General features: G+C 36.2%; 13 protein-coding genes and 2 pseudogenes. 10 read left to right on the top strand and 5 right to left on the bottom strand.

From position 1 onward, the window contains the following. Positions 1-4: 4 nt before the first annotated feature. Positions 5-1885, top strand: a complete 1881-nt coding sequence (locus NNJ85_RS01675) for an AsmA family protein (protein WP_254473035.1) — start codon at positions 5-7, stop codon at positions 1883-1885. 311 nt (positions 1886-2196) lie between these two features. Here NNJ85_RS01675 and NNJ85_RS01670 read toward each other — a convergent pair whose 3' ends face one another. Then, on the bottom strand, positions 2197-2340 hold the full coding sequence (locus NNJ85_RS01670; protein ID WP_005773989.1) for a hypothetical protein: 144 nt from the start codon (positions 2338-2340) through the stop codon (positions 2197-2199). 230 nt (positions 2341-2570) lie between these two features. On the opposite strand from NNJ85_RS01670, the gene NNJ85_RS01665 reads away from it, so the two are divergent. The 3 genes from NNJ85_RS01665 to NNJ85_RS01655 all read left to right on the top strand — a co-directional run bounded on the left by NNJ85_RS01665 (position 2571) and on the right by NNJ85_RS01655 (position 7970). Next, positions 2571-3314, top strand: a complete 744-nt coding sequence (locus NNJ85_RS01665) for a 16S rRNA (uracil(1498)-N(3))-methyltransferase (protein WP_254473033.1) — start codon at positions 2571-2573, stop codon at positions 3312-3314. A gap of 68 nt (positions 3315-3382) precedes the next feature. Continuing rightward, positions 3383-4756 carry a glutamate--cysteine ligase gene (locus NNJ85_RS01660; RefSeq protein WP_254473031.1) on the top strand — a complete coding sequence of 458 codons (1374 nt, stop codon included), beginning with the start codon at positions 3383-3385 and terminating at the stop codon, positions 4754-4756. Between the two features lie 1858 nt (positions 4757-6614). After that, on the top strand, positions 6615-7970 hold the full coding sequence (locus tag NNJ85_RS01655; RefSeq protein WP_254473029.1) for an L-cystine transporter: 1356 nt from the start codon (positions 6615-6617) through the stop codon (positions 7968-7970). A gap of 7 nt (positions 7971-7977) precedes the next feature. On the opposite strand, the gene NNJ85_RS01650 is transcribed toward NNJ85_RS01655, so the two are convergent. Next, positions 7978-8856, bottom strand: coding sequence for a methyltransferase domain-containing protein (locus NNJ85_RS01650; protein WP_254473027.1), 879 nt, complete (start codon positions 8854-8856; stop codon positions 7978-7980). Positions 8857-9053: 197 nt separating this feature from the next. Here NNJ85_RS01650 and NNJ85_RS01645 point away from each other — a divergent pair, with 197 nt between their 5' ends. Both NNJ85_RS01645 and grxC read left to right on the top strand, forming a co-directional pair. Further along, the gene (locus tag NNJ85_RS01645) at positions 9054-9842 is read left to right on the top strand and encodes a ComF family protein (protein ID WP_254473025.1); all 789 of its coding nucleotides are present in this window, start codon (positions 9054-9056) and stop codon (positions 9840-9842) included. 46 nt (positions 9843-9888) lie between these two features. Then, positions 9889-10143, top strand: coding sequence for a glutaredoxin 3 (gene grxC, locus NNJ85_RS01640; RefSeq protein WP_254473023.1), 255 nt, complete (start codon positions 9889-9891; stop codon positions 10141-10143). Between the two features lie 39 nt (positions 10144-10182). Here grxC and ubiG read toward each other — a convergent pair whose 3' ends face one another. After that, on the bottom strand, positions 10183-10926 hold the full coding sequence (gene ubiG, locus NNJ85_RS01635; protein ID WP_254473022.1) for a bifunctional 2-polyprenyl-6-hydroxyphenol methylase/3-demethylubiquinol 3-O-methyltransferase UbiG: 744 nt from the start codon (positions 10924-10926) through the stop codon (positions 10183-10185). A gap of 189 nt (positions 10927-11115) precedes the next feature. On the opposite strand from ubiG, the gene NNJ85_RS01630 reads away from it, so the two are divergent. The 4 genes and pseudogenes from NNJ85_RS01630 to NNJ85_RS01620 all read left to right on the top strand — a co-directional run bounded on the left by NNJ85_RS01630 (position 11116) and on the right by NNJ85_RS01620 (position 13962). Next, positions 11116-12372 (top strand): aspartate kinase, encoded by a 1257-nt coding sequence (locus NNJ85_RS01630; RefSeq protein ID WP_254473021.1) that lies wholly within the window; start codon positions 11116-11118, stop codon positions 12370-12372. 384 nt (positions 12373-12756) lie between these two features. Then, a pseudogene (locus NNJ85_RS09715) lies at positions 12757-12870 on the top strand (integrase); the annotation flags it as partial. After that, positions 12858-13430, top strand: a pseudogene (locus NNJ85_RS01625) (damage-inducible protein); the annotation flags it as partial. The pseudogenes NNJ85_RS09715 and NNJ85_RS01625, both read left to right, overlap by 13 nt. A gap of 139 nt (positions 13431-13569) precedes the next feature. Then, on the top strand, positions 13570-13962 hold the full coding sequence (locus NNJ85_RS01620) for a hypothetical protein (RefSeq protein ID WP_254473020.1): 393 nt from the start codon (positions 13570-13572) through the stop codon (positions 13960-13962). Positions 13963-14778: 816 nt separating this feature from the next. Here the strand turns inward: NNJ85_RS01620 and nhaA are convergent. Then, positions 14779-16140, bottom strand: a complete 1362-nt coding sequence (gene nhaA / locus NNJ85_RS01615) for a Na+/H+ antiporter NhaA (RefSeq protein ID WP_254473019.1) — start codon at positions 16138-16140, stop codon at positions 14779-14781. Positions 16141-16288: 148 nt separating this feature from the next. Then, complete coding sequence (locus NNJ85_RS01610; RefSeq protein WP_254473018.1) at positions 16289-17995, bottom strand: hypothetical protein; 1707 nt, start codon at positions 17993-17995, stop codon at positions 16289-16291. Between the last annotated feature and the right edge of the window lie 98 nt (positions 17996-18093).

Genomic DNA, 18093 nt, shown 5'->3' with positions numbered 1-18093 from the left:
TATTGTGCGCATCAGAATAATAAAATTTTTGAGCGGAATCTTTATTACAATTATCTTTTTATCTGGAGTGGGGGGGCTTGTTTTACCTTATCTTGTTTCTACGGATGCGATTCGTGTTCGTTTAGCGCAAGAATTGAGTGCCTGGACAGGTTATAATGTGCAATTGCGTGATCCACCGCGGTTGAATCTTTTTCCTTATCCTAAAGCGTTGCTTTCCGGAGTTACTTTAACATCAAAAATGGATGATGTTGCGCCACTCATGGAAGCTGAATCCATAGAAGTTGATCTTTCTGTCGTCGATCTTCTTTGGGGGCGTGTTTCTTTTTCAGAGACGCGGATTATGCGTCCTCAATTTGTTATGGAAAAGCCCGTTAAAACAATGGCAGATTTTTTTGATCGATTTTCTCGTTCACAAGGGACTTTAGGATTAGCCATACGTAAGGCGCGTGAAATATTAAAACATACTCCTGAACATCCAGAGATAAAGCACCTTTTAAAACAACCTTTTGGGCGGGTTATCATTGAAAATGGTGTTCTTGTGTATCATGATAGTCTTTCAGGAGTATCAGAAAAAATAACAGGATTAAATGCGACTTTAGATTGGCCAGAATCGACTGAGGAAGTACGGTTGCGTGCAGATGCTCGTTGGCGCGGAGAATTTACAAAATTATCAATTGATGCTTCTCAAGCATTGTTGCTTCTGGCAGGAGGAAAAAGCCAGATTAAGGCAAGTCTCAATTCTGTACGTGGGGGAATAACTTTTATAGGACAGGCTCGGTTATCTGAATACTATATTTTTGACGGTAAGGTATCGATGCGTTCTCCGGGATGGAATCAGACTTTGTCTTGGGTTGGTGGAAATCAGTTTTGGGGCCATAGATTAAAAATACCCATTGTATGGGAATCTCATTTTTTAGCGCGCCCCATGCATATCCAAATGAACAATGTTACATTTAGGATGGGGAAAGTTAATGCACGTGGGGCTTTGGAACTTGATTTTCAAGCTTATGTACCAAATGTTATGGGCTCTTTAGCATTTGATAACCTAGATCTTAACCTTTTGAGCTCCATGCTTTTTTCAGTTAAAAAGGAAAATTCATTCTTTGATATGGCGCCTTTTGATCGTATTGGGGTGGATATACGACTTTCTGCGCCACAAGCCAAAATAGAAAATATTTCACTCACAAATTTAGCTGCTGCGATACAAATAAAAAAGGGGCATGGGATTTTTGATCTTGGACATGCAAATATTTGGGGTGGATCCGTTCAAAGTACTATTGAAGTTACGCCGGTTGGACAGAAAATACGTATTGGAGGGAATATTTCAGGGTCTTCTATTGATACGCAGGAGGCTTTAGAAACTTTAGGATTTATTCCATTTGTACAGAGCAAAGCAAATTTTACCGCAACGATACAAACACTTGCGGGTTCTTGGATGGAAGTTTTTACAAAAATACAGGGTGGATTAACACTAAAGATGTCTTCTGGTCGGCTCTTAGGGTATGATTTGAATGAATTACAAGCAAGACTTTCAAGCAAACAACAATTTCTTTTAACGAATAGTGATTCTCTCTCAACAACTTTTGATCACTGGGATATTCAGGCAAGCTTTTCAGAAGCTATGATGAAGGTGATAGAGTCATTGATGCGTACAACAGATTTGAGTTTATCCATACAGGGGGCTGTTATAACGGCTATTACTCAAGGGAGGAAGAATGAATTGATATTACAGGCACAATTGCGCAAAAATCATAGATCAGAAACTTTATGTAAAGATGTCCAATGTCTTGCTAACAGCCTTGCATGGCCTTTTACATTTTCTTTAAGCTCTAAAGGACAGGATCACGGTAATTTTTGGGTTACAAAAGACATTGACACAGATTGAACATTGTTTTTTATCTGCATAACACTCTATTCTATAATAATTCGTCCCTTTGCAACTTAAAGTCATTTTTAAATTTAAATAAGAGATCACAAGATTCTCTTACTTTAAATCTATTCGTGATGAAACCAAAAATCTTCTTCTTCCTCACATAAATGCAGTTGTTATGTGGATAAACAATTTAAGAGAGGAATAAAAACACCTCTCTCTGGAATTTTCCAAATATAGGAGAGTCATAATATGAGTGCAAATCTTAGAAAGTTGCTACAAAATATTTTGTAGCCTTAAAATATTCAGGGCATATCAGCCAGTGCTTATTGAATCTGAGAAGAAATACCATAACCATCTTTGGTCACTGTATGCTTTCCATCTGCTCCAACAGAACCAATTCCCACTGTAATCAAAATAAAGGCTAATAGGGTTGTAATCGTAATAATGGTAGCTTTTTTAGCAGACATATCTTTTCTCCACTGATGCATCAATGACTGAATACAGAGATGAATGGTGTATTATTTAAATTTTATGAAAGCAGAATCACTTAATGATCTATAGGTTCCTATCATTATTTCATAAAGCTAAAAAACTCTATAATTCTTTAATATATTAGAGTCTTATAGATATAATTTTTTCTTTTTGTTATATATTTTCTTTATTTCTCGATGACGATAGTAAGCATTGGCAAGATTTTATGCGCATAAATTATAAACTTAAAAGATTATTTATCCGACAGACATTGTCTTTGAGTGAAGAAATAAAGATAGAAGGGACACAAGCTTTTTATCTTGTGCATGTTTTGCGGATGAAAGAGGGAGCAGAAATTCTACTTTTTAATGGACAGGATGGTGAGTGGCTTGCTAAACTTATTATTATTAAGAAAAAATTTGTTGTGGTTCAGCCTATTCATCAAGAAAGATTACAAACGACGCATTCCAATCTTATTTATTGCTTTGCTCCACTCAAAAACGCGCGGTTGGATTATATGGTGCAGAAAGCTGTTGAAATGGGAGTATCGGTTTTACAGCCTGTTATAACGCATCATACACAGGTTACGCGTATCAATATGGCGCGTATGAAAGCCAATGTTATTGAAGCTTCTGAACAATGTGGTATTTTATCTCTCCCTGAATGTGTATCGGCTCTATCATTAGCAGAGCTTTTAGCACGTTGGGATGAGACACAGCCTTTATTCTTTTGTGATGAAGAGCATCAATCGCATAATCCATTATCTTCTTTTAAAAAGCGTGATGTTACAGCACCTGGTGTTCTCATTGGACCAGAAGGTGGATTTAGTGAAGAAGAGCGGAGCTTTTTAAAAAAGTATTCTTTTGTAGTTCCAATATCATTAGGTCCACGCATTTTACGTGCTGACACTGCCGCTGTTGCGGCTTTGGCTCTTCTTAATGCCACCGTGGGGGATTGGTCAATGGATTGAGATGTCTGTAAAATCATTCTAAACAATTCATTTAAGATGATAATACTAATGATAGGGTACGATAAGTTATGGCGCTTGATGTAATGGATGAAAGTGAAGTTTATAACTTAGATTCCTTGGTTAGCTATTTCCAAGGGGGGTATAAAGCAGAAGGAGATTGGCGTATTGGTACAGAACATGAAAAATTTCCGTTTTATAGAGATGGTTTTCGTCCTGTCCCTTATGACGGTGAGAGGGGAATTCGAGCGCTGTTAGAGGGGATGCAAAGCGCTTTAGGATGGAAACCTATTTTAGATGACGGGAATATTATAGGGCTCGTAGGATCAGTTGATCAGGGGGCTATTTCTTTGGAACCTGGAGGACAGTTTGAATTATCTGGGGCACCATTAAAAACAGTAGGTCAGACGTATCATGAGTTAATGGAACATTTAACGCTTCTCAAGAAAATTGCAGAACCATTGGGTATTGGTTTTTTGGGGATGGGAGCGAGCCCAAAGTGGACATTAGCTGAAACGCCGAAAATGCCTAAATCACGTTATCAGATTATGACTGATTATATGCCGAAAGTCGGGCATAATGGTCTTAATATGATGTATCGCACATCAACAGTTCAGGTTAATCTTGATTTTTCATCTGAAAGTGATATGCGGCGAAAAATGCAAGTATCCATGAAGTTACAGTCTGTTGCGACTGCATTATTTGCAAGTTCACCTTTTACAGAAGGACGCCCAAATGGCTTTTTGTCATGGCGTTCTGAAATTTGGCGTGATACGGATAATCACAGGACAGGTGTTCTTCCCTTTATATTTTCTGAGCGTTTTGGTTTTGCCGATTACGTTGAATGGGCTCTTGATGTTCCCATGTATTTTGTTGTACGCGATGGCCGTTATTATGATTGTACACATATAACCTTTCGTCAGTTTATGAATGGAGCATTAAGAGGACACGTTGCAAATTCAATTCCGAACATGGGGGATTGGATTAATCACTTATCAACGTTATTTCCTGAAGTCCGCTTAAAAAGATTTTTAGAAATGAGAGGCGCTGATTGCGGTTCTTGGAAACGCATCTGTGCATTGTCGGCTTTTTGGGTTGGGCTTCTTTATGATAGAGAAGCGCTTAACGAGGCAGAGGCTTTGACCAAAGATTGGTGTGTTGAAGAAGTTTTAGATATGCGTCAACGCGTTCCCAAAGAAGGGTTAAAAACCCCTTTTCGTCAGACCATTCTTTTAGAATTAGCTCGTCAAGCTATTGCGATTGCACGCAAGGGCTTAAAAAATCGCAAACAGTATGATGCAAATGGTTTTGATGAAACAAATTTTCTTAATCCTTTAGAAGAGGTTATGGCAACAGGGCAAACAGATGCTGAAAAACTTTTGTTTCATTACTCTTCTATTTGGAATGAGTCTATCGAACCTATATTTTTAGAATGTGCCTATTAAATTGAAAGCAAAGACACTTTGTACTCTTTTAAAACTGTATATTATCATAGCGGTTCATTTATTCATTTTTTTATAGAGAATATCCCCGTTTCTTTCAACTTTGCTTATAAGGGATATAATACAAAGACCTCAAGAATACTAAAGATGACAACGATGACGATATTTCTGTAATCTCCATGTTATATCGTTGTGCTAAAGATGATTTGATCTATTTAGCTTTTTATCAAACATTTTTTATCTGCTTGGCTTATTTCTCTTATGGCGGAGGATAGAAAATAATTTTATTACTTTTAAATAAGAGATAAAAAAAATATTATTTATATTCAATAGCCTCAATGCTATACTTATAAAAATACGAAGTGTTTTATTCTGGAAAGTAAAAATGCAAAACCTTATTTTGTTATGCTGATAAGCCACAAACACACCTCTTGTATTATTTAAAAATTTAGAGTACACTTCCTAACTGCTTGTTGCTTCCGTGTTTTAAGAGCAAGATGGCGGGGGGATTTGTGTACCTTTTTCGTGACATTTACGATATCGTTATACAATATCATCATGAAGGCAATGGCTTGGATTTTTAAAACGGGTAGAAAATTACAAGGTATTATTTTCTCTATACGTATAATGTGTTCTTTTTGGTTAATGCTCGTTGGAGAATCTAGAAATTTTCTACGTATTCAAACATCAGATCACTAAAAGTCTGCTTCAAGTTTTTTGAGGAAAAGGCCTTTTCTCAATAAATCGAATAGCATCCTATTTGACTACTTAGCAGATTTTCATATTGGGTTCTTTACTTAAAAACCAAACACTCTCCACAAGAGATAAATATCGTGTGGTAATGTTTTAAAATATCTAATTATGAAGATTCATTTGTTGTTCTATGCAATATTTTTAAAACGATCCCTTATCCTATTCTGTAGATGTGATAGATTCCATCTTACTGTTAAAGATTTTTATATATTCTTTTGCTATTTCCCCTTTTTCGCAATACCCTGAATTTTTAGTGAGATATGAATGATAAAGTTCATCGTACAAATTCAGATCGCTCACTTTCGTATATCCAAGTGATATTAATACAGCAAACAAAAGTATCAATAGAGAAGATAAAATAATAAATGTTATGGTACGTTTCATGCGTGATTTAACTCCTTATCTTTGATAAATAGATCGATATTGAATACGATTATTATGACGGTTGATATCACTTAATTTGACTATATCGATAGGATATAGGGTATTTTTGTTGGTATTATGTTTTAGGTTGTATTAAATAATATTATTCATTATTGGTTGTATTTCCTTTCAATAGGATCGTGATTTTTCAAGCCTTCACATTTGCGATTTTTTTGTTATTGAGAGGGCATATTTTTATGCCTAAGGGAATTTCTAAAAGTAAAAAAGTTTTCCTAAAAAGCTTTTGAGAGCGCAGTCCATAAAATTGCTAAGATGGTTTATTTTTCAGAAAATTCATGAATGTTTTTTTGTTAATGAATGATTTTTTAAGAAAGCTTTTTTCAACTTAAAGGGAAAAAGAGAGTGAGATAAGGACTTTGATAGAATAAGATAGGTTGGAATTATTCAGTATTAAAATGCAATGAAGGGTGTTTATATTTCTCTTTTTAAACTATTTGATAAGCTCTTTAATTTTAAAGAGTGGGGAAATAAATTTATTTATTTTCTTTAAACAGTTATTCGTGGATAAAAAATTCTCTTTTAATCTATAAATTAAAAAAATAATGATTTTTTAAAATCCTTATAAGTTTTATACCTTAGTTTTAAATATTATGCATTGATTTTGAATGATGCATATTATTCACCATCAATCATAACAATCGTGGATGTAGACTGGGCATAGACAATGACATTTAATTTTTTCATTAATTTATTTCTATTTGTTATTTTTTTATTGTGGATTGCCCAAAGTAAGAGAATGCAATGGAGTCTTTCACGCCGTGTTATGTTGGGGCTTATTTTTGGCTTGATTTTTGGTGCTGTTTTACAGGTTATTTATGGAGAAGGTGAAGTCACTTTATTGAAATCCGTTGAATGGTTTAACATTGTTGGGAATGGTTATATCTTGTTACTCCAAATGATTGTTATGCCATTGGTTTTTATCTCTATCGTTTCAGCGGTTGCTCATTTGCATTCTGTTTATGCTGTTGGAAAAATGAGTATAATGACCATTTCAATATTGCTCTTTACAACGGCTCTTTCAGCGTTGGTTGGCGTTTTAGTCGTGAATGCCTTTGGTTTAACCGCAAATGGTTTGGTGCATGAAGGGCAAAATGTTTCTACTGTTCTTGGAGATCGTATTTCTCAACTTGGAGATATGAATATTCCAAAGATGATTTTATCCTTGATTCCTAAAAACCCCTTTGCTGAGTTAAGTGGTTCCAAGCGTACATCAATTATCAGTGTTGTTATTTTTGCGTCATTTTTAGGGGCTGCGGTTCTTCTTTTGAAGAAAGATGAGCCAGAAAAAGGGGAAAAAGCACTTTTATTTATTCAAATAGCACAAGCTTGGATTATGCGGTTAGTTCGTCTTGTGATTGCTTTGACGCCTTATGGTATTTTTGCACTTATGACAAAAGTAGGTGCATCTTCGCATGTTGCAGATATTTTAAATTTACTCGTTTTTATCATTGCTTCTTATGTCGGTATTATTTTAATTTTTGGCATTCATGGAGTGTTGCTCGGCATTTTTGGGATTAATCCCTTCCGTTTTTTTAAAAAGGTTTTGCCGGTTTTAACATTTGCTTTTAGCAGTCGTTCAAGCGCTGCAACTATTCCTTTGAATATTGAAGCGCAAACACAGTGGATCGGTGTACCGCAATCCATTGCGAGTTTTGCAGCTTCTTTTGGGGCAACAATTGGACAAAATGGGTGTGCAGGTCTTTATCCAGCGATGCTTGCGACCATGATTGCACCGACTATGGGGATTAATCCTCTTGATCCTACTTGGATTGCGACGCTTGTTGGGATTGTAACATTGAGTTCCATTGGTGTTGCTGGTGTGGGGGGAGGGGCTATTTTTTCAGCATTGATTGTGTTACCAATCATGGGGCTTCCTGTGACTTTGGTCGCTGTCCTTATCTCTATTGAGCCGCTGATTGATATGGGACGTACCGCTTTAAATGTGAGTGATTCAATGATAGCAGGAACAATCACCAGTCAAATATTACAAACAACGGATAAAAGTATTTTTGAAAAATAATTTTGGGTTATATTTTTTTGGGTTTTAAAACCTCTGTAAGAGATATTTGCCCAGAACCAGGGTGTAGAGGTTTTTGTTGGTTGGGGTGAGGAGCCCAACCAGAGAGCCAGATGAAAGAAAAATGGGCACGAATACGTCCATCAGGATCGCTAAATTTTTGTGCATAGATTTCAGCAGCGCGGAGAAAAAAGCGTTTGGAGACAGGGCGTCGTGAGCGATTGATGAGGGCATTTTGCATTCCCATTGCTTTAAGATCGTGCATAAGGTCAAACATTGTATTATAACGTATTGTAATCTCTTCAACGTCTGCTACAGGAAGAGCAAATCCAACACGCTGTAAAAGAGCGCCTGCATCACGAATGTCGACAAAAGGATAGATCCTAGGGCTTGCTCCACCATAGATCTCAATTTCAGCCTCTAGGAGACATTCACGTAATTCTTTGAGTGTCCCTGCTCCTGTCATAACAGCCAGAAATAAGCCATCTGGTTTAAGGGTGTTTTTTATCTGGCTTAGAACACCAGGGGTATCATTCGTCAATTGTAATGAAAGAAGTGAAACAATAAGATCACAATAGTTTTGAGGGAAATCAAGAAATTCTCGATGACGTAAATGAAATTTTTTATCATGGCTTTGATAAAGCGTATCGGTTTCAATACGTTCTATAGAACAAACCCTTCCAGATTTTATGAGAGCTTGTGTGGCAAGATCTGTATGGCTGTGTAAATCAAGGGCTAATGTAAAGATACGCTCAACAGTGCTAAGACGTTGATAGAGATCTTCTGCCGTGAGAGAGAGTAAAAAGTCATATCCTTTTTTTGCTTTTTGGAAGGCGCGTTTGCGGAATTGTTCAATGCAGTTATGATCAAAAATTAAAGGATACGGCATATTATGGAACACTTTCGATTTATGAAAGAATATATTTTGAAAAGGTTCATGTTTGTGCGCGCTCTGTCAAGTTTATAATGTGAAAGAAAAATAAGTTTATAGAAGCTTAAGAGTTTTTAAAGAAATTAAATTTATAAATTGAGGAAATACAAAGGAACTTTTGTTCTACGGGAAACTTGTAAAAGCCTAAATTTATAATGTTTTACTTTCGAGAAGCGGCTTTAAATAGCGGGGATGTACTCAGTCAATTCATTGAGCGCTTTAAAACGATGCTTTATCCACCAATTTGTCCTGGATGTAAGCAAAATGTCTCTACTTATGGTACGATTTGCTCTGAATGTTGGAAAGACCTCCAATTTATTACGAAACCTTATTGTCCTGTTATGGGGACACCTTTTGTTTGTGATATGGGGGATGGTTTTCTCAGTGGTGAAGCGCTGCGTAATTCTTACCCTTTTTCACGTGTTCGCTCAGTCATTGTTCATAAAGGTCTTGCACGCACTTTGGTAACGCGCTTAAAATATGGTGATCATATAGAATTGGCCTCTTTTATGGCAAATTGGATGATATCTGCTGGACGTGAGGTTATCGATGAGTGTGATGTTATTATTCCCATTCCATTGCATTTTCGTCGTTTTTGGGAGAGGCGTTATAATCAATCTGCTGAGCTTGCGCGTTATATTGCAGCATCACAAAAAAAGCTTTTAAAACCCAGTTGGCTTGTTCGTTGTCGGCATACGCGCCCGCAGGTTAGCCTTTCTTCAAGAGAAAGAAAACTTAACGTAAAAAATGCTTTTAAGGTTTCGCATAAAGTTAAAAAATATCTCAAAGAATGTTCCGTTTTACTGATTGATGATGTATTTACAACGGGTGCAACAGTTACGGCAGCTGCTGCTGCACTAAAATATGCAGGTGCACGACGGGTTGATGTGCTAACATTTTCGCGTGTCCTTAAAGAAGATTCTATATTTCCTTCTTCTCAATAGGAATTTAAAGTGGATTTTATTAAAAAATACTTGGAGGATAATACTTATGAAAGAGATAATTATTTATACACGTCCTAATTGTCCTTATTGCACAAAAGCACGTGATTTGCTTGATAAAAAAGGCGTAAAATATACAGATATTGATGCCTCCACGTCCCTTCGTCAAGAAATGGTACAGCGTGCGAATGGACGTAATACGTTTCCACAAATCTTTATAGGTGATTATCACGTTGGTGGTTGTGATGATCTTTACGCTTTAGAAGCTGAGGGAAAACTCAATTCTTTATTGCAAGGCATATAATCGCTGTAAATGACATACTTTTAAGATTATGACATACCCTTAAGACCGTTTTGCGAGAAGGAGATAGTTAACATCCATGTCTTTTGAGCGATTCCAGCTGTCGTTTAATGGATTATAAGTAATCCCTATCTCATCAATGACAGACAGAGCGTTTTTTGATAAGAAATTTTTAAGCTCTCGAGGTTTTAGAAATTTTTTATAATCATGGGTTCCTTTAGGGAGCCAACGGAGGATATATTCAGCGCCTACAATAGCAAGCCCCCATGCCTTCCACGTGCGGTTGAGTGTTGCAACAAACATCAACCCTTGTGGTTTTAGCATTTTTGCTGTCGCTTTTATGAAGAGATTAACGTCAGCGACATGTTCAACAACTTCCATATTAAGGATGATATCAAATTTTTCTCCTTCATTGGCGAGTGCTTCTGCTGTTGTCGTGCGATAATCAATTGAAAGGTTATTTTGGGCTGCATGGATTTTTGCAACTTCAATATTCGTTTGTGCGGCATCAACGCCCACAACAGTAGCGCCAAGACGTGCCATTGGTTCACATAACAATCCTCCCCCACAGCCAATATCAAGAATTTTCAAATTATCAAAGGGCGTCAGTGAAACAGGGTCACGATTAAATTCTAAACAGATTTTTTCTCTGATGTAAGCAAGACGTGTTGGATTAAATTGATGAAGAGGTCGAAATTTTCCTTGTGGATTCCACCATTCTGTAGCAATCCGTGAGAAGTGATCAATTTCACTTTGATCAACAGTTGTTTGTGTTTCATCTATCATGTTGCCTTCCTTTTATTTTTAATGATCAAGTCCAGTAGGTTTTATACAAAGTCAAGAAAAATTAATATAATCATAATGCAACTTGCACAAATGATAGATATTCGCTATGTCGAGAAAATGGTTAGTTGATACAGCATCTTATTTTCATTATCGTTTGAGATAAAAGATGTAAAGGTAAGAGTGTTATTAATGGCGCGCATTATCATGAAATTTGGTGGAACGTCTGTCGCAAACATTGAATGTATTCATAATGTTGCTCGGCATGTTAAAAGAGAGGTTGATGCAGGCCACGAAGTTGCTGTTGTAGTCTCTGCGATGGCCGGTAAAACCAATGAACTTGTTCAGTGGACGCGTGATGTTTCGCCTATCCATAGAGATGCTCGTGAATATGATGTTGTGGTTGCTTCTGGTGAACAAGTTACTTCAGGTTTGCTGGCTTTAACTCTTCAAGAAATGGGTGTTGATGCACGTTCATGGCTTGGCTGGCAGATCCCTATTCATACAGACAATGCGCATGGTCGTGCACGTATTATTGATATTGATGGATCTTTTTTAATAGAGCGTTTTCAGGAAGGTCAGGTTGCTGTTATTGCTGGTTTTCAGGGGGTAGCTCCGGATAATCGGATTTCTACCTTAGGACGTGGGGGATCAGATACAAGTGCTGTTGCTATAGCAGCGGCTGTACAAGCTGATCGCTGTGATATTTATACCGATGTGGATGGTGTTTATACAACGGATCCACGTATAGAACCAAAAGCCCGCCGCTTACCAAAAGTAGCTTTTGAAGAAATGCTGGAAATGGCTTCTCTTGGAGCAAAAGTTTTACAGGTTCGTTCTGTTGAATTGGCTATGGTTCATAAAGTTCGTACCTTTGTACGTTCAAGTTTTGAGGATCCTGATGCATTAGGCATGGAGGATCCAATGAGTTCTTCTGGAACACTTATTTGCGATGAGGATGAAATCGTGGAACAACAAAATGTTACTGGTATTGCTTTTGCTAAGGATGAAGCACAAATTTCGCTGCGTCGGCTTGCCGATCGTCCAGGGATTTCGGCAGCAATTTTTGGTCCCTTGGCTGAAGAATGCATTAATGTTGATATGATTGTGCAAAATATTTCTGAAGATGGCTCAAAAACAGATATGACTTTTACGGTCCCATCAGCTGATGTAGAAAAAGCCGTTGCACTTCTTGAAAAAAATCGGAAAGAAATTGGATTTGATGTTCTCCAATTTGAAAGTGATCTTGCCAAAATATCTGTGATTGGTATTGGAATGCGCAGCCATGCAGGTGTTGCGGCGACAGCTTTTAAGGCTTTAGCTGAAAAGGGCATTAATATTCAAGCAATCACGACTTCTGAGATTAAGATTTCTGTTTTAATTGATAGCGCTTATACTGAACTTGCGGTGAGAACATTACATGCTGTTTATGGACTGGATAAGAGTTAAGTATTTTTAAACGCTCAATTTCAAGAACATAAAGTTTTTATATGTATGAATGATTTTCTTTATAAGCATAATTTATATTTTTAATTTAATAAGATAATGAATACAGTGAAATTCTTTCATTGAGAATTTTCTTTTTATTTGGTTCAAAATTAAAAATATTATCCTAGCAGTCAATAATTTATAAAAATTTCAAGCTCCTCCATGCATTGATAACACATTGATTTATAATGATAATTCACTGTTTTGCATATTGAATGAGAGCCCCGAATACCGTAAGATTCTCTCATTTCAAATCTGTTTATGTTGAATCAATCAAAATCATTCCCTTGCATATCAAAAGCGGGATGAATGTGTGGATAAAATTTGTATAAGAAAGGATTAAAAATGGCTCTTATGAACCGTCTTAATGCAAGATCTGTCGCAACATTGGGGGCTGGCAAATATAACGATGGTGCCGGCTTGTTACTCCATAAGCGTAAAGATGGGGGTGCTCAATGGGAACAGATAAGCATGAATCTGAATTTATCAAGGTTCATGACAACAGCATCATTCAAGGTAAAAAACGTCTATATATGACAGCAACGCCTAAGATCTTTGCTGACAATGCTAAAAAACAAGCTCATGAAATGAATGGCATTCTGGCGTCTATGGATGATGAAGCGCTTTATGGAAAAGAGCTTTACACCTATACATTCTCAAAAGCCGTCCAGAATGAACTCTTAGTTCCTTATAAGATTATTATCTTGGGTGTTGATGAGGGGGAAATCAGTGAATCCATTCAATATCTGATGACCGATGAGAATTATGAACTTACCCTTGATGATAAGACTAAGATTATAGGCTGTTATCAAGCTCTGAGTAAAATAGATCTGAAAGTTGACTTGAGTGATGACCCCAAGCCTATGCGGCGGGCTTTGGCTTTTTGTAAAGATATCAAGACCTCTGAACGTATCCGTGATACATTTAACTCTCAAGACATACAGAAAGAATTATTAAATCTTCATAAGCTCTATAAAGAGACACCGCCTCTTCAGTGTACCTTTGCACATATTGATGGGGAGGGGGCTCTTGATATCATACTTCTGATGTCAAGAGATAAAATGTCTTATCTGTAAACAAGAAGATTTTGGATGTAAAATGATGTAAATTATATGGATGGAGAGAAAATGTAATCTTAATAAAGATATTTATCATTCCATGTGGTCTCTAAAAAAATATTCTGGCTCTTTTATTACTTTATGTGGATTCGATGGGAGTGGAAAGACAACTCAAACAAAAGAAATTTCTCGTCATTACTCACAAGAAAAACATATCATACAAACTTTTCAGCCTAGTAATTGGTATAGAAATAAATCAGAGGTTAGAGATTATTTAGAGAGTGGAAAACAGATTGATCCATTGCTTTTAGCTCTTTTAGCCGCAACAGATAGACGCAAACATACGCTTGAAATTATTGCCCCTTCTTTAACTTCATCGCAAAATTTATTAATCAGTGATCGATATGTTTATTCTAGTCTTGTTTATTTCTACGCTCGAGGTCTTTCTCTTGAAAGTGTGATTCAATTAAATCAAGCTATTCCAAGACCTTAGATCACATTTTACCTTCATTTGCCTCCTGCTGCTCTTATCGAATGATTGCAAAAAAGGGATGGTCTAGCCTTAAAATACGAAGAAAAACGCTTATTTATTGCAAAGGTTTATGAAAGATATCAACTTTTATCAGAAATAGACGAACGATTTATCATCATTGATGGAACCGCCTCTGTTCCTTTAATTCATAATCAAATACAACATCATGTAGACAAGACTTGTTTTGACAATAAATAAAATATACCCATTTATGAATATCATTTAAAAATTTATCTGTGATCTATTCTCCTTTATGATCTAGTTTCTATGTGGGATCTAAAGTTTTAAAGGTTTTCTCACGATAATTTAAGAGTACTGAAAAAATATTATATATCTTAATATTTTAATTGAGACGATTGCTAATCATTAAATTGTAACCCACTTTTTTAAAAAGTTTGAAAGAGGAAAGCTCTGCCAAAAAGATTATTAATCTCTGTTGTGATCATGGTAGTTTTCATTCTTGTAGAGACGAATATAGCGATATAAGAACGATCTGTAGAGATATATTCAAGCATGTTTGAGGGCAGCAAATAAGCTAAGGACAGAGGCGATAATAACAGCAACTTTTTTTGAGACTTTAATATTCTTATCTCTGATAAATGAAACAACAAAAAGCAATTTTTAACGTTGTTATGGAGCTTTTCAAATCGCTCATTTAACCAGCAAGAAAGTAAGATAAAAATATCTTAGCAAGCAGATACATCCATTTCAAGAACGGTAGGCAAAATCTTGATTATGCTCAAAAATCAGTTCAACAAAGCAGATGATTCTTTGGTTTTATTCGGAACTATGAGAGATGTCTTTATTGCGCTTAATATAAATAAAGCCATATCCTAGACCAATAAGAGCAGATAAACCAGAGCCACAAAGGACACCAATTTTTGCAGCATCAAGCAGGATAATATCTTTAAAGGCGAGCATTGAAACAAAGATAGACATTGTAAAGCCAATTCCTGCTAAAAAACCAATCAGTAAAATACCGGCCCATGTCATTTGAGGAGGAAGACGACATAGTCCTGATTTTACGGCTAGATAACTGGCAGTGATAATACCAAGAGGCTTTCCAACAAAAAGACCAATGACAACACCAAGAACAATTAAGAATGATTTGTCAGAAGAAAGGTCAAAGTTTGCAAAACTTACGCCTGCATTTGCAAAGGCAAAAATCGGCATGATACCGTATGCAACCCATGGATGCAGCGCCTTTTGAACACGTGTCACTGGAGCAATCATGGCCCGTTGTCCTTTACGCATTTTTTTCAATGCAGTTGAAATATGATGGAGATCTGTTTTTGTGTTTTTTTCTTGAAGAATTTGCATAGCGTTGCTGAGCATAGTCAGTGGTGCTACAAGAGTGCGTGTAGGAAAAACGGGAGTCATCATACCCAAGATGACACCAGCAAGTGATGGGTGAACGCCTGTTACCAATAAACCCCACCAGATGATTGCACCAGGTAAAATGTACAGCCATGCTGATGCAAGTCCAATCCATTGAAAAAAGAGTACCAAAGCAATACCCGCTCCTGCAATCATTAAACCGCTAGGCTCAATGTTTGTTGAGTAGAAAAAAGCAATAATAAGAACAGCGATAATATCATCAATGATCGCTAATGATAGAAGAATGATATGAAGATTAGAAGGAATTTTTTTTCCGAGAAGAGCCAGAATACCAAGAGCAAATGCAATATCTGTTGCAGTTGGCACAGCCCAACCGTGGATATGTCCGCCGTTAGAGTTGAAAATGAAATAAATGATTGCAGGGACACAAACGCCCCCTATTGCAGCAATAATTGGTAAAATTGCTTGTTTAAAATCGGCAAGAGCACCTTCATGAATTTCGCGTCGAATTTCCATTCCTGCAACGAGGAAGAAAATAGTCATAAGGGCATCATTAACCCAAAAATGTAAATCCCATGAAAGAGTGAAATGTCCCAAATTAAAGCCAAGAGGTGTATGCCAGAAAGATTCATAGAGAGCAGCATATTGAGAATTAGCAAAAATGAGTGCAGAAGCAGCAGCAAGTAAAAGAACAATACCACTAAGAGCTTCAATATGGAGAAAACGCTCAATAGCAGAAAGCGCTTGATTGGTGACACGAGAAGCGCGATTAGGCAAGCGATTTGAAGATAAATCAGACATGAACAACTCCAACTATCGACAATTTTATGTTTCTATATTCTCTGTGTAAGTGACTCTATCATGATATTTTCTGTATCATATAAAAGCAAAAAGAGGAATAAAGTTCTTGATTTATAGACAAGATCATCATCTCTAAAACGCGATATGTTTAAGGCGATGCTTCATTTTTAATAGCGAGATCTACTTTGCTTAAAGCCTTGGATAGATCATTTTGTAGAGCGGATTCGAGATCAACCATTGTGAGCCCTTTATTATCTTTTGCTTTAATCTTAACAATTAATGTTTGTGGATTTTTAGCAAATTCACCTAAGGATTTTGAAATTTTTTCTGCATCATTTTGATTTTTGAGCAATATTTTTGGGGTTTGTGTCATCATTAAATAGAAATCGTCATAGAGTTCCTTTTTAAGATCATGTTGGCTGTCATTAAGGTTTTTTGCAAGATAAGAAAAAAGCTTATCAATAAAGCCTGCATCCCGATATTGTATATCAATTTCATTGATGCCAAGGTTTTGAGAAGCAGCTATCATGACATTTTGTTGACCAGAAAAAAGCTTTTCATCAACATCAATAACCTTAGCCGATATGTTTCCAGATCCAACATCTTTCATATTGAAAGACATTGCATCAAGAAAGAGCATACGTTTTTTTTCATCGTAAGAAATATCAAATTTTCCTGAAAAATCAATTTGTTCAAATCCCATATTTTTTAAAAGTTCTAAATCTTTTTCATTCATTTTTTTAGGTAAAACGGAAAAGTTATTGAGTGAAAGAAAAAGCTTTTTGGGGATAGGATGTTTCCACAAGCTTGGTTTAAGTTGAAATGATTCAAGCGTTGCTTTCAATGGTGGGATATCAATGGTGACATTATCAACTTTGGCATCTGCTGAGGTAATAGCAAGCAGTATGTTTAGAAGGAGACCATTTTGTGCTCTTTTTTCTGCGACTTTATTATTCTCTTTCCTTGCATTAAGATAAGCTTTGAGCAGTTTTTCAGGCGTTTGTTCAAGCGGTTTCATCTTTAGGCCAGATGTTTTAAATTGGCCGAGAAAGAAAGAGCTATTTTTTTCTGCTTCTTCAAAAATATCGACACTTATATTGTTCAGAGAGATAGGACCTGTAACGGTTTTCCCTTGATTGAGAGCGTTATTTTTTCCGAAAATGATAGAATAGGCATAATTGATGTCGATATCATAAGCCTTTATTGTATCACTTTTAGCCATCAGTTGCATTTGTTTATCGCCATTGACTGCGACCGTTTTAAGATCCATATTTTTAATACTAACGGAACGGATATGGCCGCCTTTAAAATCAGAAAGCTGGAAATTCTTAACTTCAACTGTTTCTGTTCGTTTGTTTTTATTTTCTATAGAAAGCTGTATATTCGGGGCACTTATTGAAGCAAGATCAATACGCATCATTGATTGTAACAGACGTGATGTGATTGTTCTGTCTTTATCTTTTAAGGATACATTTTTAACAGAAATTTGGGGTATTTTTACATGAATATTATTATGTTTTAAATCAACATTATAAAATGTAAAAGTTCCAGGAATAAAAGAAAAAGGAGGACGGGCAGAAATGGCACCAATTTTCAGTGATGTACCGGCTGGAACGGGGAGTGTAACATTCTTCAAATTGACTTTACCTAGAATGCTGACTTCAGATGTTTCTGCTTTTATGGCACGACGGGCTATCTCTTGTTTTACAAAACTGTCAAGATAGGGTTTTGCAATATAAAATCCACCAACAACTATAATTGCTAAGATAGCAATAAATCCAATAATGCAAGTGAGCCAATATTTCAGGTTACTTTGATACCCACTATTAAGCTTGACCATTCTTTTTTCTTTCATTTTTATCACTCTTTAAAATTGAGAGTGAAGATAAACTCTTTTAAGCAATGACAAAGGTTAAAATATAGCGTGTACCAGTTTCAACAGTCATCTACCCT

This window comes from Bartonella sp. B1098 (assembly GCF_944896145.1).
Taxonomy (GTDB): domain Bacteria; phylum Pseudomonadota; class Alphaproteobacteria; order Rhizobiales; family Rhizobiaceae; genus Bartonella.
Note: the sequence above shows the minus strand (reverse complement) of the source record. Positions and strands in the feature narration are given on the sequence as shown.